Genomic DNA, 20,280 nt, shown 5'->3' with positions numbered 1-20,280 from the left:
AAAATTTAACAGTAATTAAATTGAACAAGGTTCAATTGAGTCCATGAATATCGGGTATTTTACAGCATTGATCAATAAAAGTTGGATTGGGTTAAGAATGCGTTTAATAGTGCTAAGCACACTGCCAAAATAAAAGCATTTTTGTAATAGTAGGTAGTACAACTACCGTTTGATAAATTATTAACCTTAAAACACTATAATTATGTTACGCTGGACAATCACCTTTGTAATTCTTGCAATTATTGCCGGTATTTTCGGATTCGGTGGTATTGCAGCAGGAGCTGCGAGTATAGCAAAAATTTTATTTTTTATATTCATAGTTCTTTTAATATTTTCCTTAATTTCTGGAAGAAAAAAAATATAATCACTAATTATTAATTTTAAAAACAAACAATATGAAACGTACACTATATATTTTATTATTCGCTTTTTTTACTGTAACCTCTTTTTCTACACTAACCAGTTGTAGAGAGGAAAAAAGTACGGGAGAAAAAATTGAAGATGCTGTTGATGATACTGGAGATGCCATAGAAGAAGGTGCAGAAGAAGTAGAAGATGCCGTTGATGATGCTACTGATCAATAATTAATTAGATTTTAGTTAATTATACTATGCTAATCAATAGCTAATAATGGGTGTCTTGTAATTTATGAGATACCCATTATTTTTATATATCAATTTATTTAAATGCTTTCTAATTCAACGTTAAAAGTCATTTATTTAAATCAGTTGGTATAATTAATAACACGCTCTGTCAACAACCATTTTTCTTATAGTAAACTACCTCGGAACAAGCCCGATAGGCATAAAAAAGGAAAGTCAATATTAAATTTCGAAAAAAGCGTTCGAGCATTTAAAACTCGAATGCCGAGTAAAAAATAGAATTATTATTAATTTAAATTCAAAATCATGACTAAAGAATTTGCAAAACATGAAATTGACGCTATAACCTTATTTGAAAAAAAAGGCTATACCGCTTCATTTATGTGTAAAGATGATAAGCTCATTGAAACAAAAACGAAAAAAAGTTACGCTCCAGAACAAATATTTATTGTGGAAGAACGTAGGTATGAAGGTATGAGTAACCCCGCAGACTCCTCTTTACTCTATGTAATAAAGACCAACGATAATGTAAAAGGAACTTTCTTAGCTACCTACGGCGCCCAAGCTGATATCAATGTCGCAGAATTTTTCAAAGCTGTTCCTGAAGCTAATTATTTAGACAAACCTTAATATAAGACGTTTAAATTAGTATTTTATTCAATTTCTTTCTCATCTTCATTTATTGCCAAAGGATGGTCTGTCATCCCTAAACCTATAATCTTAATTATATTTACTACAGTATTATATAGCATTAATACAACTACTATTAAAGAAGCACTTAAAAGACTTGAAATTCCTAAAGAAATATAATAAAGAATATTAAACCAATTATTAGGCACATTATCTGATTCTGTTATTGGTAAATTAAACAACAGAAATGTAATTACTGACGCTATAAAAACCACGGTGTCTAATTTGGCAATTTGTAATACATGATAATAATGGTCTTTCTTTAACTTCGATTTTGAGGTTGAACTTAAACTTAAGAGTGTGAGCAACAAGGCCAAAATAGTTGCCGATGCTAGGGCTATTGTATTACAAAGTGTATTCATTCCATCTAATGAATTCTTAATAAGCACTTTGGCTTCATATCCACTTAACTTCCCTAAAAGTATTGTACCCAATAAAATAATTAACATGGAAATAATGCCACCGAAAATGGCCCGCTTGGTATAAGTACTTAGTTTCATATTGTTAAAGTTTTATTTTTAATTATAGCGCTTAAATTTGTGTACTTTAATTTATTTAAACCATCTAATCTCAGAAATTAAGGTTCAATTGTGGTCAGAAATCGCCCTAAAATGTTAAAATAATTCCTATTTTTATTTTAACATTGCACTGATTATCTCAGCATGGGGTTTACAACTTGCTAAATATAACTTTGATTAATGAAAATAAATGTAAAATTCGATTTCAAAGTGTGCTGTATTGCAGTTTTAAAAGAGCAACTGCATAAATTAGCAATTCCGCATGTTGTACATGGCCCAGGGGAAGTGGAAATTAAAAGACCTTTATTGCCAGAGGAAATAGAAGAATTGGCTAAGAATTTAAATAGTTATGGTATTGAAATTTTAGAAGAGCAAAAGTCGGTTTTAGTGCAACGCATTAAAAATGCTATTGAGGAGATGTTACAAGAAGATGTATCTCAAGTATCAAAAATATCATCTTATCTTTCTGATAAACTAAATTATTCATATACCTATTTATCTAACTTATTTTCAGAGACCACCTTTACCTCTATTGAGAATTTTATAATTCTAAGAAAAGTTGATCGGGCGAAAGAACTTATGACAAAAACTAATTTGTCATTAACAGAAATTGCCTTTCGTTTAAATTATAGTAGTGTTGCCCATTTATCGGGACAGTTTAAAAAAACAACAGGATTAACGCCAACTACGTTTCAAAAAATTGTAGAAAAGCGAAAAGAAAATAACCAAAACTTAGCATAAGTATTTATAAAATGGGCAATAAGGATATTTTGAATATTGCGTTGGCAGATGATGATATTGATGATAGAATGCTTTTTAAAGAAGCCATAGAGGAAATAGGTATTAAAACGAATTTATTGCTGTTTAACAACGGACAAGAGTTAATGGACCATCTTAATATTCCAAGTATAATTCTGCCCAATCTTATATTTCTTGATTTAAACATGCCTGTTAAAAACGGTATGCAATGCCTCACAGAAATTCGTAAAAACCCTAAATTTAAAGATATTTCCATAGCTATTTATTCTACATCTTCTTCAGAAAAAGATATAGAAAACACATTTGTTAATGGAGCAAATATTTATCTGAACAAGCCCAATAACTTTAGTAAATTACAGGAATCTGTTGAAAGGGTTTTGCATTTAGATTGGCAATACCACACTTCAAATCTTAATAAAGATAATTTTTTGTTTCGATTGTAAATCATAAGTATTGTCACCAAAAATTTATGATTTCTTACAACGGCCATTGAATTACCTTAAAGTTAAATGTTTCGTTGACCTTAATTTAAAATTATATGGATTTAAATATGCTACTTAAAAGGACAAACTTTAATATACCATTTAAGATAGCTTTAGTAGTTGCAGTATTTCTGTTATTGTTTATTGCCAGTGTTAATTATCGAATGATAAAAAACCTACAAAATTCATCAGAATTGGTTTCTCAATCATTAATGGTAGATCGGGAAATAAACAACCTTTTTTCGCAATATAGTTTAATGGAGTCAGCTGAATTTAGATCAGTAATATTAAAAGACTCTACTTTTAAAGATTCTTATATTGACTATAAACTGGAAAGTGATAAAGCGTTAAGCAAGCTATATAAACTAACAGAAAGTACTCCGGAACAACAACTAATTTTAGATTCTGTTTCAGTTTTAAAAGATGAACTACATTCCAAATTAATTTTACTCCATGGTAAAATTGGAGCTTCAGGGTCAGACTCCGTCGTAATTGCAAACGTTAAAACAACGGCTTCGCTTTTAAAAAAGGTCCGTAGTTTAAAAGAGCAGATGGTTTTGGAAAAAGAAATGCTTTTACAAGAACGTTTGGCAACTTTTGAATGGCAAACAAACCTTACCCCATTAACATCTTTACTACTAGCATTTTTTTCATTAGCTGTTTTTACAATAGCATTTTTAAAAATCAGAAAAGACAAACACCAAATACAATCGTCGCAGTTGTTACTTGGAAATATAGTTCAGAGTACGGACAACATTATGAATTACTATGAACCAATTTATAATGACTTAAATGAAGTTGTAGACTTTAAAATTGTTTTTGCCAATGAGTGCAACCGCGACTATTTAGGATTAGATCCAGAGGAAATAGTGGGCAAACCCGTTTCATCTATTTTTCCATTTTTATTGCTTAATGGGGAACTTGAAGAAATGATAAGTAGCTTTAAACAAGGTGAAACACGAAGTTTTGAGCGTCAAGTAGCTGTAAATCGCGAAAAATTTTGGTTCCATTCCATTATTAAACCAATGGACAAGGGAATTTTAGTGGTTGTAAGAAATGATACTGAAGAGAATAAGGCGCATGAAAAAGTACTTGCCTTAAATGAGGAGTTAATACTGCAAAATTCTATTATGGTCGAAGCAAAAAGAATGGCTAGGATTGGTAGTTATACTTGGCATATAGAAACAGATACCGCTGAAATTTCTGATAATTTTTATCATATTTTGGGATATGATCCAGAAGATTTTAAACCTTCTTTTGAAAATTATTTAGAATTAATTCATCCAGATGACCGTACTTCTTATGAGGAGGTAATGAAAGTAGTAATCGAAACCCGACAGCCGCCAGAACATACCTACAGGGTATCTACTAAAACCGGAAATACTATATATTTAAAAGTCAACGGTAAATTTATTAAGAACAAAGGTAAAGAGGTGCTGATTGGGGTTGTACAAGATATTACTGCCGAAAAGCTTGCCTTTAATGAACTTCAAAAATTAAATGAGCAGTTAAAAGTACAGAATTCTATATTTGTCGATGCCGAAGAAGTTGCAGGTCTTGGAAGTTATATTTGGTACTTAGATAATGGTGAAGCCATACTCTCGGACAACTTTTATCGCATATTAGGACATGAGCCAAAGTCCTTTAAAATGACTTTTGACAGTTATAAGAAATTTGTACATCCGGATGATCTTGAAGATTATATTACTTTGGGTAAAGAAACCAAAGCAGAAGGAAAGTCCAGTATCAACAAATATCGAATTATTTCAAAAACCGGAAAAGTAAAACATCTTCAGCTAAATGGTCAATATTTAGAAAAAAATGGTAGACCAACCTCTGTAGGAGTTGTACAAAATATTTCTAAAAAGATAAGGGCAGATGAAAAACTTCGTTTAAGAAATTTAGAGTTAAAGCGTAGTAATATAGAACTAGAATCCTTCAATCGTGTTGCTAGTCATGACCTTCAAGAACCATTAAGGAAAATTCAAATGTTTCTTTCGCGAATCGAGGATAAAGAGGGCGATAAGCTTTCGGAAAAAGCGCAAGAGTATTTTTCCAAGGTTACCACAGCAGCACAACGAATGCAATCTTTAATTCTCAATTTATTATCCTACTCCCGTATTGACAGTAATCATGAAAATTTTGAAAAAGTAGACTTGAACCAGGTACTGCAAAAAGTTAAAGAGGAGCTAGCTGAACGAATCATTGAAACCAAGGCCGAAATAGGTTCAGAGGATTTACCCGTAGTAAAGGGCATATTTTTTCAATTAGAACAATTATTAAACAATTTAATTTCTAATGCACTTAAATATCGTAATCAAACTTTAATACCCAAAATAGATATAACGTCTGAAAAAGTTCGTCGCGAACAAATTCCCGAAAACTTTTTTAAAACAAGCAAACATTATTATAAAATAACCATTGTAGATAATGGTATTGGATTTGCTGATGAAAATGCGGGAAAAATATTTGAGGTCTTTCAGCGTTTGCATCAAAAAAATGAATATTCGGGTACAGGTATTGGTCTTGCCATTTGTAAAAAAATAGTAGAAAACCATCATGGTAATATTCATGCCACAAGTAAATTAGGTAAAGGAACTGCATTTATAATTTACCTACCTGCCTAATACCTTATCATTACTACATTAAAAAATATTTATAAATCGTTATAAACGCAGGGTTTATAGCTCCCATAACTCATAACAATACAGCCTTTAAGATTTTTTTAACAGTGTTTTCGTGTAAAACAAAAAGTTATATAACAGAAACCAAAAGTTGTGTAAGAGGAAAGGTCGTTGCAATGAGGATATTTACAACATAAAGTTTTAGCAAGCTTTATGAGCGTAACTAATCATTAAAAGCAACAGAACTTATGAAAACAATAGCACTAAAATCAGCAAAAATTAAAAATATATTTCAGCAATTAGAAGGTAACTTCGGAGGTGAAATACAAAAGGATGCTAAAGAGTATATTTTAGAAATTGACAATCAAATGGGGCAAGGCCTTATAAAAGGTATGACCTTTAATAGCGGTATCTCTTATTTAGAATTTGACATGACCTTTTCAGAAGATTTCCAACTTGTGACAGAAACAACTGAAGAAACACCAATATGTTTTGCATATTGTGCTAAAGGTAAAGTAGCACATAGTTTTGGTTTAGATAAGAAAAAGAGAGTTTTGGAAAACTTTCAAACTGGAATATTAACTAGTAAATCATTGCAGGACAACGTAATTTACTTTGAGAAAAATGTGGATATTAAAATAACTTTAATTGTTGTCAATCCTATTAAAAGTGAGACTGATGTAAAGACCTTAAATTATAAGTTGCAAAATTTATTTTATAAGGAAAATATTTCTGAAAACTATATTTATATAGGATCTTACAATTTAAAGATCGCAGAAAAAATTCAACAATTAGCCGCTGTAAGTCAAAAAGGAATTGTTAGAAGTTTAATGATCGAAAGTTTAGTACAAATGATTTTAGCTTTAGAAATAGAGCAACATTCAGAAGATATGAAAAGTGCCAACCAAAAAACAGGAACTTTAAGTGCTTGGGAACTGACTTCTGTTAAAGAACTTTCTCAGTTTATAAATAACTATCCAGAAAGAAATCTTACAGTAACCGATCTTTGTCGTAAGGGTGGTTTATCTCCATCTAAACTACAAGAAGGGTTTAAGCTTATGCATGGCAGAACAGTTATAGATTATATTAGAGAAGTTAGGGTTCGAAAAGCAGAAAATTTAATAAAAAATACAGATCTTAATATTTCAGAAGTAGTCTATAGTATTGGGTTTACCAGCAGAAGTTACTTCTCTAAAATTTTTAAGTCGAAATATAACTGTAGTCCAAAGCAGTATAAAGCTAAGCAGATGGCAATGGCAATCTAGTCATAATACCAAAAAAAAATATCACTTTTTGTTGGTTGCAATAATTAAAACCGATCTTAATAAGGTCGGTTTTTTTTATAGTTAATTTTACGATACTTCACTTTTATAATGATAATAATAACCCCGATCTAAGTTTATCTCGCATAAAATTAAAAATCCCTATATAAAGTCATTTCTTATTTATAAGGCTTATCCGATTGCTTTTTTATTTAATCTGTTTTCAGCTATTTTGTCCAGTTTATTATCGGCCTCATATTCTTCATCTAAAGTTATTTGAAGCCTCTTGGCAATATCTCTATGTCCGAGCTCTTTTGCAAAGCGTACTGCGGTTCCATAACCAGAAATTTCATAATGTTCCACGCGTTGGGCTTCGGCAATTAAACCGGCGTCCATGACCTCTTCTGAAGATGCTTCAGAAATAAAATTTCTTGCCTCTTTAATAAGTCCTTCCATAGCCTTACATTTTTCTCCACTTGGTGTAATATTGAGTTCTCTACAAATAATTTCCAGCCTACTTTTTTGCTCCATGGTCTCATGGTAATGATTCTCAAAAACATCTTTTAAATCTGTATCAGTCGCTTTTTCTGTCATTTTAGGTAGTGCTTCTATAATTTGGTTTTCTGCACTATATAAATCTTTTAATTGATGTTCAAATAATTCTTCTAACGTTTTCATAGCATTTTTTTAATATAATTAAAGATAAGGGCCTATTGATTTTTTGATTGACTACATTGATAAAAATACTAACGTGAGAAAAAATATTTTCATTAACTTATGTGCATAAGTGTAAAAATGTACCAACTAACCTATATATCTACAGAATCGACCAACATGGTAGCTACCGACTTGGATGAAATTTTGGCGGAAGCTAGAACTACAAATTTTAATAAAAATATAACCGGTTGTCTGGTGTATTACGATCATAAATTTGTCCAGATTTTAGAAGGAGAAAAAAATGATATCCAAGAATTATACGAAAAAATTAAATGTGACAAGAGACATCAATCTTTAAAAATACTTTGGGAAGGAAAAGTTTCTAAAAGATATTTTAGCGATTGGAATATGGCTTTTTACTACCCTTCGGTAATAAATAACACCAACAAGGAGGAGAAACGATTTTTAAATAATATGAAGCTATTATCCCAATTTTCAAAAACTTCAACCAGTCCACTTTTAATGTTCTGGAACACGGTAAGAACATTTTTGGATAAAAATTCTAACCCCATTTTACAACGTTAATTATTTTAATTTCTACCTTATTCTGGTTTGATGAAAGACTTTGCTAAATCAGATAAATTTAGGTTCGATATAGCACAAACAACCTTTTCCTTTTAAATATTTTAGCAAAAAAAGAGATGGCAATACTTGGTAGTGTAATCAAAGGTTTTTTAGAATTAAGAGATAAACTGGCGCCGGACACAAACCCTGTTGAAGCGCAGAAAAAAGTATTTAAAAATTTATTAGGCACAGCAAAAGACACGGACTTTGGCAGACATTATAATTTTGAAACCATTTTATCTTCTAAGCAACCTTTAAAATTATTTAAGGACTCAGTTCCTTTTTTCGATTATAATAAGATCAATGAGGAATGGTGGGCAAAATTACATGATGGTGAAACCGATGTAACATGGCCGGGTACTCCAGATTATTTTGCTTTAAGTTCAGGAACTACTGGCAAGACAAGTAAAAGGATACCCGTTACAAATGAAATGCTCGACGCCATCCGCGATGCAGGTATTAAACAAGTGTATGCCTTAAGTAACTTTGATCTCCCCATAGACTTCTTTGAAAAAGGTATTTTAATGCTTGGGAGTTCTACAGATTTAAATACAAAAGATGGACATAAAGAAGGTGAAATAAGTGGCATAAGTGCAAGCAACATCCCTACATGGTTTCAAGGCTTTTATAAACCAGGAGAAGAAATTGCCCAAATCGATGATTGGGACGAGCGTGTACAAAAAATTGCGGAAGAAGCACCTAATTGGGATATTGGAGCGTTAAGTGGAATACCTTCATGGATGGAGCTTATGCTACAAAAGGTTATTTCTTACCACAACCTTAATCATATTCATGAAATATGGCCAAATTTTCAAGTATATACTTCAGGTGGCGTTGCTTTTGGACCCTATGAAAAAAGTTTTAATTCGTTGTTGGGAAAACCAGTAACTGTTATTGATACTTATTTGGCTTCTGAAGGATTTATTGCTTTCCAGGCCCGACCAGAAACGGATGCAATGCAATTAGTAACGGATGGTGGAATATATTTTGAATTTGTTCCATTTAAGCCAGAGTATATCAATCAAGACGGGTCAATTATAAACAATGCACCTTCACTTTCATTAGAAGAAGTTGAAACTGGCCAAGATTATATATTAATTATTAGTACAGTGTCGGGAGCTTGGCGTTACTTAATTGGCGATACTATTGAATTTACAAATGTGGAAAAAGCCGAAATTAAAATTACAGGAAGAACCAAATTTTTTCTAAATACGGTAGGCTCGCAACTTTCAGTTAATAAGTTGGATGATGCAGTACAACATTTAGAAATGACGTTTGATATAAAAATTCCAGAATACACGTTATGTGCAAAACGTGTTGACGGTGAGTTTTATCACTGTTGGTATTTAGGTACTGAAAATGAAAAAGATAATTTAACGCTTGCCAACGCGTTGGATGAACATTTAAAAGGCGCAAACAATAATTATAAAGTTGCACGTTCCAAAGCGCTTAAAGGTGTTAAGGTTAAAACCTTGTTACCCTCGGTATTTCATGAGTGGAATGGAATGAATAAAAAGAAAGGCGGTCAAGTAAAAATGGAACGGGTTATGGGAGAAGATAAATTTGCAGAATGGGAAGAATTTGTTCAAAAATAGCTTTAACGCCCTATTCTTTTTCGGCTTTGTTTCTTTCATTTATTAGTACCATAATTTCTTCTGGTGACAAGTAGTATTTTCGAATTCTTAATTTATACGACTCGTTAATATCGGCATTATTAAGAATAAAATTCTTTGTAGCCAATATATAGCTTTCCATGCCGTGATTAACGGCATGTGTGTCTGCTGCTCGTTCCGCTTCCTTAATGTAGCTATCAGAAAAAGTATATTTTATCCCAAACCAAATTAAATTTAAACTGCTTCTATTTTTATAATCAACAATATGCCCCAGTTCATGTCCAATCCATCCAATCATAACATCTTTCGGAATATCCTTGGTGGCAAACGCATTGCCCGCAATAACAATTTTTTCGCTTATTAATACTTTATACTTTCTCTTTTTTTTAGACTTGAACAAACTCCAAAAATCAGGTTGGGCAAGCATAGTTGACTTTTTTATATTTTTCCGAAATTTAAATTCAATAGGATTATTTTGAAGGTTTGGATAATAGGTTAAGGCAATTTTTATTTCGTCTTTAATGGATTCTGGAATAACATTCTGTGAAAATGCTGGTGTTTTCGCCATAAGTAATAGTAAAATGATTTTAATATATATTTTCATAATTATAGTAGAAGCTGATATCGGTAAGTGGCATAAAAAATTTGACTTAAGCTTCCTGAAGACAAAAGATTTTTAAAACGTTAAATTTAATGTCACGGTCACCTGTTTAATATCGTAAAAGACCACACTTAAAATTTCGTTCAACTCTGTGGCATGGGCATGTATAAATACTAATTGGTTTAACAATAGTATAATGGTTGATAAAAGAAAAAACAGCAACCGCTAATATCAATGAGATTTAAATACTTCACTATGCGTACATGCCATAAAGTATATTACAAATTTTTCATTAATCTTCTATAAACATTTATGAGAAAACATTAATACTATAGAATTTGGGTTCAATATGAATTTAAAAGCACTTTTAATAACTATGTAAAAATTATTGAAGCACCATTTAGTAGTTATTATTCTATGCGCTAAAACAATTTTCTATCTGTATTTTTAATTCTTTAAAAGATTTAGGTTTTTGCAAATATTGGTCTGCTCCTTTATTTAATAAACGATTCACTTCTTCTTCATCATAATATCCGGAATAAATAATAACACGAATGTTCGCAAAGTTTAGTTCTCCTCTAATATCATCTAAGCATTCCTCCCCATTCATTAAAGGCATATTTAAATCTAAAAATATATAATTAGGCAATTCCGTAGAAGGGTCTATTAAATTTGCCATTAAATCAACACCATTGGTAAAAGTGGTAATTCTATAATCCATTTTAATAGCTTCAAGAGCTTCAGAAAACAATTGTCGATCATCGTAATCATCATCAACCAAAAAAATAAATGGTTTTGCAGTTTTTATAACTCTCATTTGTAATACGTTATTAAGTGTCTAGATTCTTACTTGAGCATTCTCCAAGAACAGTATTTTTTAATTGTACTATCCAATAGTTTTAAATATCATATTAAAAACTTTTTTAGGCATTAACCTTAGGTTTTAAAAAAATATAGTTTCAAAAATTTCCCTATTGTTAACTACTCTAAAATAGGAGAGAATTAAAAAGTTAATTGCTCTAAAAGAAAAGTTTATTGATGTTAAAAAAACTACACATTTTCATTAAAACTATCTATATACTTTAAAAAGTTTGATGGGGATTTTAGTTGTACGTATCTATTACCTTTTATAATTATCGGATATGCCAAAACATTTGGTTCTTTTTCTAAAATTTTTAACCAATCTTCTTCTTCCATTTCTATTGGTTCTTTACCATAAATGTTTACAAAATCTGGGTGATTTGTATTAATTAAATCTGAAATATTTATGTTCAACCCATTAGCAATTTCGGCCCACTGCGTACCAGTTACCTTTGTTTTTGAAATGTCTACACTTAAGATATCTTTTTCTGAAGATGTTACATAGGCCAACGTTTGCTTTCCTATTGAACTTTCAGAATTGTAGTACAGTATAATTTTCCTTTTATTTTTAGCTATTACTCCCATATAAATTGCTTTAAAATTATTTTTTATTATTTTTTTCACTGCGCTTCTCTGCATCTTCATATTCCACTTCATCATCTACCGTTCCTGTATAAGCAGCTATCCAAGCATTTTTAAAAACGTTAAAAATAGTGGTCCAAATTTTGCCCTCTACTTTATTTAAGTCACCTTCAATAGGAACTTTTGTAGCTAAAGTATTATTCTTTTGGTTTTTTAAAACGAATTTGAAAAAGCCAACAAAACCTTCCCATAGTTTTTCAAAGAACTTATCTTCTTTACTTATGAGCTTAGAGTCTTTTAAAAGTGGTTTTAGGTAACCCGTTAAAAATCCATTGGCTATTGCTACTTCACTATATAAGTTAAATTCGCCCGAAGAAAAATCAATACCGGCATAATGATTTGTAAAGTCATTGAACGATACAATATTTGCGTGCTCTAATGAAAATGAAATATCCATATCAGGAATTTCCTTAACCAAATCCATTTTCCCTTCTAACTTAACATTACCATTGCCAATTGATGTGGCTGTAGCACTTAATGACGAAGGCAATTCTTTTTCGACCCGAACAACATTTCTTAGATTTAAGGCTTCCAAATTTATGTTATTAAGATTTAAATCTATATTAGGGGCTGCATTTAGCTGAACAAAAGCAGCTTTTCCATTTGTAATTTTTAAATTATTAATTTCTATAGGCACTAGATCAGTGAGTGCTTTTGACCAATCTTCTATATCGGTATCTTCTATTTTGTTTTGCTGTTGATCCTCGAATACATAAATTATTTGTGGTCTTATCATTTCTATTTCACTTACCACTTTTCCATTAAACAGTGCTTTCCAAGCTACTGAAATATCCGTTCGTTCAATAGCTATAAATGGAACCTCAGAACCTGCATCTTTTTTATTTAAAAAAAGATTTTTTATAACATAGGCACCTCTAAATACAGATAGGTCAATATCGCCAACTTCCCCATAATAACCAGGAATATCTGCCAATACCCCATTAACATAATTTTTAACCACATAAGGCAATAACAACCTTGCTACCAATAAAAAGACAATTATAAGTATTGGAAAAACAAATCGTTTTTTTCTAATGCCAGCTTTTTTGGTCTTAACTTTCATTCTATTTTTATTCCTTTTTACCATTTCCAGTTAAAGTATTACCAATACCACTGCGAACGTTTAACCACAAGTAGTTAAAGAATGATTTTGTTACGTCTCGTTCTACCTCTATTTTTCCATACCGATATCCTTGTTCATCAGTTTTAGAATCTTTCTTTATAAAAATATTTCCAATAGTTGTTAGAAATTTATTAATTACAAGTCTATTATTTTTTAAAATTAAAAGTTCAAAATTTTCATACTTCATTCTCATGTCGCCTTTTGAATTGAATGGGTTACCACTTACAGTAAAAAAAAGTTTATCCACATGGCCTTTAGCCCTTAAATTAGCATTTGATTCTAAAAATTGATTTAACGTTTGCGCATCAAAATTTTCAAAAGTCCCAGAAGCTAAAAATGAATCGTCCGTATTATTGACATCAAAACTCCAATTTAAAGTCATACGAGAATCTTGCATGAATAATGCGCTAGCTTCAATTGTAGTTTCCATATTTTCAACTACATAATTTGATAGATTTTTAATTTTAGCATCAATTTCATCAAAGAAAAGAAGACCAGCTTTGGTATCTATATTGACTAATTCTTCATATGTTAATTGACCATTAGCTATTTCAATTTCGGAAATTGAAATAGCAATGGGTAGTTCCCGCAAAATTTTGCTATATAATGCTTTTTCGGTTAAATCATCATTAACCAATTTATCCCTATAAATTGCGGCTATAGGGTAATCAATTTTACTTGAACTTGCATTAAAAATAAATCGTTCTTCTTCAAAACCAAAATCAATTTGATTAAATAATATGTGTTCTATATTTAAACTTACATGATCACGTTCTTTTTCTATTACCGTAGATAGCTCCTTTCTACTATATTTGGAATTCATGGTCAGCTGCTTAAGCTCCAAAACGTTCTTAGCTATTGTTAAGCTATCTATTGTCATAGCTTCATATAATCCCAGATTTACATAAATGTCTTGAGAAGCAATTTTATAATCTTCGTATTTAAATGGAATTTTATTCTGTATGGAAATTGAATCTAGTTGAACGTTTTCTAATAAAAAATTAAAATTATTTATGCTAAATTGAGTACTATCAGACTTTTTTAATAATAAACTACCATTGTTTATAAGAATCTCTTCAATTAAAACCTCCTTATCGAAACTACTTAAAGACGTATCATTTTTTAATTTGGTTTTCACATAACTTTCGTCAATGTTATAATCTAAATCTGGTTTTTCTAAAACAATACTATCAATTTTAATTTTTTTATTGATAAGAAACTGCCAGTAATTAAAACCCAATACTCCTAACCTATCTATATTTAAAATTACAGTTTTCGATTCTTGATAGTTTTTAGCAGAAATAGTGCTTAAAGTTAAGCTACTATTTAAAAAACTAAATTCTAAATCAGTGTATTTAAAATCTATATTCTTCGGCAATTCTGAAGATAAAAAATTGTCTATCCTAGTTTCAATATAGGACTGAATAAAAGAAAATGCCACAAAAATAAATAGGACTAGGCCAATAAAAACGAGTAGATATTTTTTCCTTTTCTTATTAAGAATATTCATTGAAGAGCATGTATATAAATTGACTTCTCAATTATTAATTTGATAAATGTCAAAATCCGATTAAAAGCCCAAGTAAACGAACTGTATTCGATATTAAATTAGTTCAAAAACTTTAGTAAAATACCTTAGAGTACGACGGCGAAGCATTGGAAATAGTACAGCGTTAATAATTAGAGACAGGTCTTGGCATAAAGTTCTTTATTATCGCGTAAATAAAAAGCGCAACAACTTAAACAAACATATAGGTCTTGTGCATGAAACTTAGCTTATAAACACACGCTAACCTTGAGGTTTATGTAAGAGCCAATTTTAACAATATCGCCCTAGGTAAAGATTAATGTTGGCATCGGTATTTGTCCGTTTACCGTATTCGTTCTTTTTCTCTTCTCCTGAATAGTTGACTATAGTGTCCGTAACCGTTAATTTATATTTTACACTATTTTGAGCTGAAATTTTTCTTGCAATGAACAATAGTAAAAATGATGCTTATTAAGCTGTTATTTTTCATTTTCCAATCGTTTTATCATTGCTTTCATTTCCTCAATTTCTTTTCTTTGAGCTTTAATAATATCTTCTGCCAGTTTTTTTACTTCTGGGTCTTTAATATCAGCTCGCTCACTTGTTAATATTGCAATCGAGTGATGGGGTATCATAGCCTCCATCCACAAAATATCGCCAACTATTGGTTTTTGAATGCGGACAAGAAATAGGGCGGAGCTAAAAAGTACAAGACTGCCTAACAGAATTGCGATATTTTTTTTCTTGTTTTTATACATATTTCGCATAAAAAACCACATAATTACTGCCATTGTCGAAATGCCCAAACACGTCATATAAAATCGTGTCAAGCTAAAATATACGTGGTCGATTGCATAGGTGTTTAAATACATTGTGATGTACATTGCTAAAAATGAGCATCCTAACATTAGAAAAAATGTTGTGTATTTATTATTCTTATGTGTTTCTGAATTTTCCATAACTGTGTTTTTTATTTATTAAGTGTTTCTATCGTTTTACCACAACTCAACATTTGCGAACCGTAGTTAGGATTTTTATAGTTTCTTATTTGCTCAACCAATTTGTTCCTTTACCATTATCTGCCATTAGATAAATTGAAAGTTTATTGGCGTTTCTTGTTCCGATATTTTCTGATCTTCATACCTATTCTTTAAAAGAGAAGTGAAATAATGCCTTTGCTCTCTTGTATCATTTATGTCCGTTATTTTTTGAGCGTCTGTTTTTAATTTATCCAAAATTTATCCATGCAATAAGAACGTCAATTCAAAGTTTACCCATTTCTAACTGCGCAAATTGCTACCATTAAATATTTTAATGATTTCATTTTCTCAAATTTAATATTATTATAAAAAGCTAAAAAGCACAAGCCTTTGGCTTGTATCGAAATAGACAAAGCTACAGCTGTCAAAAAAGGTTTTAGCTTATTTTTAGCGGTTGCCAAATGCAAATGTAAACTGGTTTTGGTTTGTTTTGAGCGCAACTCCATTCGTTTACCAAAAGTTTAAAATTATTGGATAATTCTAACTGAAAGTCTTTAAACGGCACTGTTGAATTTACAGAACTTAGACAATGACAAGATGTATTACCACAAGCTCCACCGCAACAATCATCATCTTTTTCTCCCTTATCGCAACACGGTTTTTTCGGTTTTGTTGTCTTGTTTTGAACAGGGTGTTTCCTCCATTTTTTCTTTTTCAGAGGATTTTCCGCACGCAATTGCTGTACTAGTCGTAATAACCATTTGCATTAAAAATAGAACTAATATGTGCGATTTGTTCTTCATAAAAATTCTACTACTAAGATAATAAAATATTCAAATACCTATTTTGGAGTAGCGTGTTGTCGGAAAAACTTATTTTATTTTTTTAAGTGTTTGCATAAGCGTTGGAAAAAACGAATGTGCTGATTTAGCGTTGGCATTATTAATTCAAAGGTTGAGGGTTTACACCATTTTTTTTGCATTGTCCATAACAAACATACACGGTTAACTACTCTTAACACCTACCCACAATTTATCTAAAGTAGCTTTTGTAAAGATATTTCTGAGTGATGGTTAATTGGGCTAGGTAAATTTTAAAATAGTTACATTACATCATGTTTTGGAGTAATTATATATTTTTTTAAAGAATACATTTTCAGTTAACTCTACTAATTTTGAGAAGAGTCCATCACATTAAATATCATGCCAAATCCGCTTTTAGAATTTACAGAAAAAGGAATTTACTGCAGCGCTGCAAAAGTCTATCTAGACCCATGGAAACCTGTAGATAACGCCATAATTTCGCATGGCCATGCAGACCATAGCCGCTATGGTCATAAACAATATATTACCCATCATAATAATGTTCCAATAATATCGCATCGTCTGGGTAACATTAATGTTTCTGGGAAAAAATGGGGCGAAACATTTAAAATCAACAATGTAAAATTTAGTTTACATCCCGCAGGTCATATTATTGGGTCATCGCAAATTAGAGTAGAACACAAAGGAGAAGTTTGGGTGTTTTCCGGAGATTACAAAGTTGAAAATGATGGTATATCTACCCCTTACGAACCTATTAAATGCCATACTTTTATTACGGAGTGTACCTTTGGCTTACCAGCTTTTAAGTGGATCCCCCAAAAAGAGGTCTTTGAAAATATTAATCTATGGTGGAAAGAAAATAAAGAAGAACAAAAGACTTCTATACTCTTTGGCTACTCACTTGGTAAAGCACAACGGCTTTTAAAATATTTAGATACCGACATCGGAAAAATATACACTCATGGAGCCATAGAAAATATGACCAATGTTTTACGTCCAATCATTAATTTTCCCGAGACTACACTAATCACCAAAGAGACGAACAAAAAAGACTTAGTAGGTAATATTGTTTTAGCACCGCCCAGTGCTCATGGTAGCAGTTGGATTCGAAAAATGGTACCTTTTGTAACAGGTTCGGCAAGTGGATGGATGACGTTTAGGGGCGCTAGAAGAAGACGTGCTGTTGATAAAGGTTTTGTACTAAGCGATCACTGCGATTGGCAAGGATTATTAAAAAGTATTAAAGAAACTGAAGCTGAAAAAATCATTTGTACACACGGGTACTCAGAAATTTTTTCACGCTATTTAAGAGAGCAAGGCTATGACGCCCGAACAGAAGAAACTCAGTACGAAGGGGAGTTAGCAGAACTAAATACATCATCTAAGGAAGACGTTGAAACATGAAAAATTTTGCACATCTTATAAAAAAACTAGACAGCACCAACAAGACAAATTTAAAAGTACAGGCATTAACAGATTACTTTTTAGTCGCCACCGATGAAGATAAAGTTTGGACCATTGCCATACTTTCCCATAGGCGACCACCAAGACCCGTTAATACCACGTTATTACGAAAATGGGCCTCAGAGTTGGCTAACATTCCTTTATGGCTTTTTGAAGAAAGTTATCATATAGTGGGTGATTTGGCTGAAACCATAGCCTTAATTATTCCATCAACAAAATCGACTACCCATAAAACACTATCCCAGTTTCTTCAAGAAATGATTGATTTAAAGAAGAAATCAGAGGAAGAAAAGAAAAATTATCTATTCAAAAATTGGAAAACACTTGATTATTATGAACGTTTCGTTTTTACAAAACTAATTACAGGAGGTTTTAGAATTGGTGTAAGTCAAAAATTAATGACCAGGGCGTTGTCTAAAGCAACTACTATAAATGAGGATATTCTGGCTTATAAACTCATGGGGAATTGGGATCCTAATAAAATTTCTTTTCAAGAATTAATTTTAGAGGAAAATGCCAGTGATTACCTTTCTAAACCCTATCCTTTTTATTTAGCTTATGCCATTGAAAATAATATCAATGACTTGGGAGATGTTAATGAATGGTCAGCTGAACATAAGTGGGATGGTATTCGTTCTCAGACAATTATTAGAAAAAATGAATTATTTGTATGGAGTCGTGGTGAAGAATTAGTTACTGACAAATATCCAGAATTCGAAATTTTTATAGGAACTATCCCCAATGGAACGGTAATAGACGGAGAAATTCTGCCTTACAAAAATGATGAAATAGGAACTTTCAACGACCTTCAAACCAGAATTGGCAGAAAAAAAATAAGCAAAGCTTTATTGGAAAAAGTCCCTGTTATTTTAAAAGCTTACGATATATTGGAATGGAAAGGCGAAGATATACGCAATCGACCATTCACTGAACGCAGAAAAATATTACTACAATTATTTGACGACATTTCACTTATTAATGCGCAACGAACAAAAAATAATCAACTTAAAATTCCCTTTCAGCTATCTAAAACTATGCATTTTAATTCATGGGAGGAAGTTACTCTAGAACGGGAACAATCACGAGATGTTCGCAGTGAAGGACTTATGTTAAAGCGAAAAGATTCCCCCTATTTAGTAGGCCGTAAAAAAGGAGACTGGTGGAAATGGAAAGTTGACCCTTTAACTATTGATGCCGTATTAACTTACGCAATGCGTGGCCATGGTCGAAGAAGTAACTTATTCACAGACTATACTTTTGCACTATGGAGCCATAACGATAAAGGTGAAAAAGAACTGGTAACCTTTGCAAAGGCGTATTCTGGCTTGACTGATGCTGAATTTAGAAAAGTAGACGCTTGGATTAAGAAAAACACATTGCAACGGTTTGGACCAGTACGTTCTGTTACGCCCTACCAAGTTTTCGAAATAGCCTTTGAAGGAATTGCGCTTTCAAAACGACATAAAAGTGGAGTAGCTACACGATTTCCAAGAATTTTAAGATGGCGGCAAGACAAAACTATATATGAGGCAAACAACCTCAGCGATTTAAAGGATATGATAATTTAATTTATTTTGAAATTTCTAGAAATAAATAATATGCCTGGTAAATATGTAAAAACTTGTTGTTTTCATTTATATGAGTTTAATATCAAAATTCTGCACATAAATTAACTATGGAAACTTGTAAATACTGACTACGATAGTGTCAAAAATTGAATCGTTTAAGTTAAGCAAACACTACGGTTTTATTTATTTTATGTTAAACGTTAAAGCGGTAAACGTTTTTAATAGTTGTTACCGTATAAATTTAAATGATGAATAAGGATATTAAAAAGATTGAAGATAAATTAAAAGATGTTGTTGAAAAGAATGAAGATTCTGTAAAAGGTTTTGAAAAGGCAGCCGACTTGGCAAAAGAATTAAGTACTAAAAGCTATTTTGATAAAAAGGCAAAACAGCGAAGAAGCTTTATTAAGCAATTACGTAATGCCACACCAGCACTGCAATTAGGAAATGGAGAAATCGATGGTTCTACGAAAGGCGCAATTCACCGCTCTTGGATGGATGTAAAGACTCTTTTTTCAGGAGACAACGATGAAACCATGTTATCCGAAGCTGTAAGAGGGGATAAAGCAGCAATCAGCGAGTATAATGAGGTTATGACAGAGGTCCTAATACCAAATAGGATGAAAGAAATTTTAAGAGAGCAAAAAGAAATTATACAAAACGATTTGGAAACCTCTATGATTTTAGAGAATTTTAGATAAACAAACTTGCATTAAAACAGTTAAAGAAAGGCTTTCGAATTGGAAAGTCTTTCTTTCTATTTAAAATTACAGAGATTTTATGGTATGGTCATTAATTTTTTAAAAAGTGTATCATTACTATAAAACTAAATAACCTAAGAAATTCAAGGGAAGCAAT

20 protein-coding genes are annotated in these 20,280 nt (G+C 31.3%); 12 read left to right on the top strand and 8 right to left on the bottom strand.

The genetic code is table 11. The annotated features are described in order from the left end of the window. Positions 1-202: 202 nt before the first annotated feature. The 3 genes from BTR34_RS12920 (at position 203) to BTR34_RS12910 (ending at position 1,232) form a co-directional block, all read left to right on the top strand. Positions 203-364: a DUF1328 family protein gene (locus BTR34_RS12920; RefSeq protein WP_068486072.1), complete on the top strand. Its 162-nt coding sequence runs from the start codon at positions 203-205 to the stop codon at positions 362-364. Between the two features lie 31 nt (positions 365-395). After that, on the top strand, positions 396-584 hold the full coding sequence (locus BTR34_RS12915; protein ID WP_068486070.1) for a hypothetical protein: 189 nt from the start codon (positions 396-398) through the stop codon (positions 582-584). Between the two features lie 324 nt (positions 585-908). Next, positions 909-1,232, top strand: a complete 324-nt coding sequence (locus BTR34_RS12910) for a hypothetical protein (protein ID WP_068486068.1) — start codon at positions 909-911, stop codon at positions 1,230-1,232. 23 nt (positions 1,233-1,255) lie between these two features. Here BTR34_RS12910 and BTR34_RS12905 read toward each other — a convergent pair whose 3' ends face one another. Then, a complete protein-coding gene (locus BTR34_RS12905) occupies positions 1,256-1,792 on the bottom strand; it encodes a hypothetical protein (RefSeq protein ID WP_068486066.1) in 537 nt (178 codons plus the stop codon). Between the two features lie 198 nt (positions 1,793-1,990). On the opposite strand from BTR34_RS12905, the gene BTR34_RS12900 reads away from it, so the two are divergent. From BTR34_RS12900 to BTR34_RS12885, 4 genes are all read left to right on the top strand, one after another. Then, positions 1,991-2,551: a helix-turn-helix domain-containing protein gene (locus tag BTR34_RS12900; RefSeq protein ID WP_068486064.1), complete on the top strand. Its 561-nt coding sequence runs from the start codon at positions 1,991-1,993 to the stop codon at positions 2,549-2,551. An 11-nt stretch (positions 2,552-2,562) separates the two neighbouring features. Continuing rightward, entirely contained in the window at positions 2,563-3,012 is a 450-nt protein-coding gene (locus BTR34_RS12895; RefSeq protein WP_068486062.1) for a response regulator, read from the top strand. A 95-nt stretch (positions 3,013-3,107) separates the two neighbouring features. Next, complete coding sequence (locus BTR34_RS12890) at positions 3,108-5,678, top strand: PAS domain-containing protein (RefSeq protein WP_082960214.1); 2,571 nt, start codon at positions 3,108-3,110, stop codon at positions 5,676-5,678. A gap of 245 nt (positions 5,679-5,923) precedes the next feature. Then, a complete protein-coding gene (locus tag BTR34_RS12885) occupies positions 5,924-6,940 on the top strand; it encodes a helix-turn-helix domain-containing protein (RefSeq protein WP_068486060.1) in 1,017 nt (338 codons plus the stop codon). Between the two features lie 189 nt (positions 6,941-7,129). Here BTR34_RS12885 and BTR34_RS12880 read toward each other — a convergent pair whose 3' ends face one another. Next, entirely contained in the window at positions 7,130-7,615 is a 486-nt protein-coding gene (locus tag BTR34_RS12880) for a YciE/YciF ferroxidase family protein (protein WP_068486057.1), read from the bottom strand. A gap of 117 nt (positions 7,616-7,732) precedes the next feature. On the opposite strand from BTR34_RS12880, the gene BTR34_RS12875 reads away from it, so the two are divergent. Together BTR34_RS12875 and BTR34_RS12870 are read left to right on the top strand one after the other, a co-directional pair. Beyond that, the gene (locus BTR34_RS12875; protein ID WP_068486054.1) at positions 7,733-8,179 is read left to right on the top strand and encodes a BLUF domain-containing protein; all 447 of its coding nucleotides are present in this window, start codon (positions 7,733-7,735) and stop codon (positions 8,177-8,179) included. 116 nt (positions 8,180-8,295) lie between these two features. Further along, positions 8,296-9,813 carry a GH3 family domain-containing protein gene (locus BTR34_RS12870; RefSeq protein ID WP_068486052.1) on the top strand — a complete coding sequence of 506 codons (1,518 nt, stop codon included), beginning with the start codon at positions 8,296-8,298 and terminating at the stop codon, positions 9,811-9,813. 10 nt (positions 9,814-9,823) lie between these two features. On the opposite strand, the gene BTR34_RS12865 is transcribed toward BTR34_RS12870, so the two are convergent. From BTR34_RS12865 to BTR34_RS12840, 6 genes are all read right to left on the bottom strand, one after another. Next, positions 9,824-10,435: a hypothetical protein gene (locus BTR34_RS12865; protein WP_235843255.1), complete on the bottom strand. Its 612-nt coding sequence runs from the start codon at positions 10,433-10,435 to the stop codon at positions 9,824-9,826. 412 nt (positions 10,436-10,847) lie between these two features. Next, positions 10,848-11,249: a response regulator gene (locus BTR34_RS12860; protein ID WP_068486050.1), complete on the bottom strand. Its 402-nt coding sequence runs from the start codon at positions 11,247-11,249 to the stop codon at positions 10,848-10,850. Positions 11,250-11,482: 233 nt separating this feature from the next. After that, complete coding sequence (locus tag BTR34_RS12855) at positions 11,483-11,878, bottom strand: arsenate reductase family protein (protein WP_068486543.1); 396 nt, start codon at positions 11,876-11,878, stop codon at positions 11,483-11,485. Positions 11,879-11,894: 16 nt separating this feature from the next. Beyond that, positions 11,895-12,998: a DUF748 domain-containing protein gene (locus tag BTR34_RS12850; protein ID WP_068486541.1), complete on the bottom strand. Its 1,104-nt coding sequence runs from the start codon at positions 12,996-12,998 to the stop codon at positions 11,895-11,897. Positions 12,999-13,005: 7 nt separating this feature from the next. Further along, the gene (locus BTR34_RS12845; RefSeq protein ID WP_068486048.1) at positions 13,006-14,568 is read right to left on the bottom strand and encodes an AsmA family protein; all 1,563 of its coding nucleotides are present in this window, start codon (positions 14,566-14,568) and stop codon (positions 13,006-13,008) included. Between the two features lie 497 nt (positions 14,569-15,065). Continuing rightward, positions 15,066-15,545: a DUF305 domain-containing protein gene (locus BTR34_RS12840; protein ID WP_068486046.1), complete on the bottom strand. Its 480-nt coding sequence runs from the start codon at positions 15,543-15,545 to the stop codon at positions 15,066-15,068. A 1,223-nt stretch (positions 15,546-16,768) separates the two neighbouring features. Here BTR34_RS12840 and BTR34_RS12830 point away from each other — a divergent pair. The 3 genes from BTR34_RS12830 (at position 16,769) to BTR34_RS12820 (ending at position 20,123) form a co-directional block, all read left to right on the top strand. Next, the gene (locus BTR34_RS12830; RefSeq protein ID WP_068486042.1) at positions 16,769-17,794 is read left to right on the top strand and encodes a ligase-associated DNA damage response exonuclease; all 1,026 of its coding nucleotides are present in this window, start codon (positions 16,769-16,771) and stop codon (positions 17,792-17,794) included. Continuing rightward, positions 17,791-19,422, top strand: a complete 1,632-nt coding sequence (locus BTR34_RS12825) for an ATP-dependent DNA ligase (protein WP_068486040.1) — start codon at positions 17,791-17,793, stop codon at positions 19,420-19,422. The genes BTR34_RS12830 and BTR34_RS12825 overlap by 4 nt, the downstream gene beginning before the upstream one ends. A gap of 245 nt (positions 19,423-19,667) precedes the next feature. Further along, positions 19,668-20,123: a ferritin-like domain-containing protein gene (locus tag BTR34_RS12820; protein ID WP_082960212.1), complete on the top strand. Its 456-nt coding sequence runs from the start codon at positions 19,668-19,670 to the stop codon at positions 20,121-20,123. Positions 20,124-20,280: the final 157 nt, after the last annotated feature.

It is taken from the genome of Maribacter hydrothermalis (assembly GCF_001913155.1).
In the GTDB taxonomy this organism is placed as follows: domain Bacteria; phylum Bacteroidota; class Bacteroidia; order Flavobacteriales; family Flavobacteriaceae; genus Maribacter; species Maribacter hydrothermalis.
This window is presented reverse-complemented; position numbering and strand designations above follow the sequence as displayed.

Bases quoted from the DNA above. Each gene is read 5' to 3' on its own strand.
- BTR34_RS12920 (WP_068486072.1), top strand. From the start codon at position 203: ATGTTACGCTGGACAATCACCTTTGTAATTCTTGCAATTATTGCCGGT.
- BTR34_RS12915 (WP_068486070.1), top strand. From the start codon at position 396: ATGAAACGTACACTATATATTTTATTATTCGCTTTTTTTACTGTAACC.
- BTR34_RS12910 (WP_068486068.1), top strand. From the start codon at position 909: ATGACTAAAGAATTTGCAAAACATGAAATTGACGCTATAACCTTATTT.
- BTR34_RS12905 (WP_068486066.1), bottom strand. From the start codon at position 1,792: ATGAAACTAAGTACTTATACCAAGCGGGCCATTTTCGGTGGCATTATT.
- BTR34_RS12900 (WP_068486064.1), top strand. From the start codon at position 1,991: ATGAAAATAAATGTAAAATTCGATTTCAAAGTGTGCTGTATTGCAGTT.
- BTR34_RS12895 (WP_068486062.1), top strand. From the start codon at position 2,563: ATGGGCAATAAGGATATTTTGAATATTGCGTTGGCAGATGATGATATT.
- BTR34_RS12890 (WP_082960214.1), top strand. From the start codon at position 3,108: ATGGATTTAAATATGCTACTTAAAAGGACAAACTTTAATATACCATTT.
- BTR34_RS12885 (WP_068486060.1), top strand. From the start codon at position 5,924: ATGAAAACAATAGCACTAAAATCAGCAAAAATTAAAAATATATTTCAG.
- BTR34_RS12880 (WP_068486057.1), bottom strand. From the start codon at position 7,615: ATGAAAACGTTAGAAGAATTATTTGAACATCAATTAAAAGATTTATAT.
- BTR34_RS12875 (WP_068486054.1), top strand. From the start codon at position 7,733: ATGTACCAACTAACCTATATATCTACAGAATCGACCAACATGGTAGCT.
- BTR34_RS12870 (WP_068486052.1), top strand. From the start codon at position 8,296: ATGGCAATACTTGGTAGTGTAATCAAAGGTTTTTTAGAATTAAGAGAT.
- BTR34_RS12865 (WP_235843255.1), bottom strand. From the start codon at position 10,435: ATGAAAATATATATTAAAATCATTTTACTATTACTTATGGCGAAAACA.
- BTR34_RS12860 (WP_068486050.1), bottom strand. From the start codon at position 11,249: ATGAGAGTTATAAAAACTGCAAAACCATTTATTTTTTTGGTTGATGAT.
- BTR34_RS12855 (WP_068486543.1), bottom strand. From the start codon at position 11,878: ATGGGAGTAATAGCTAAAAATAAAAGGAAAATTATACTGTACTACAAT.
- BTR34_RS12850 (WP_068486541.1), bottom strand. From the start codon at position 12,998: ATGAAAGTTAAGACCAAAAAAGCTGGCATTAGAAAAAAACGATTTGTT.
- BTR34_RS12845 (WP_068486048.1), bottom strand. From the start codon at position 14,568: ATGAATATTCTTAATAAGAAAAGGAAAAAATATCTACTCGTTTTTATT.
- BTR34_RS12840 (WP_068486046.1), bottom strand. From the start codon at position 15,545: ATGGAAAATTCAGAAACACATAAGAATAATAAATACACAACATTTTTT.
- BTR34_RS12830 (WP_068486042.1), top strand. From the start codon at position 16,769: ATGCCAAATCCGCTTTTAGAATTTACAGAAAAAGGAATTTACTGCAGC.
- BTR34_RS12825 (WP_068486040.1), top strand. From the start codon at position 17,791: ATGAAAAATTTTGCACATCTTATAAAAAAACTAGACAGCACCAACAAG.
- BTR34_RS12820 (WP_082960212.1), top strand. From the start codon at position 19,668: ATGATGAATAAGGATATTAAAAAGATTGAAGATAAATTAAAAGATGTT.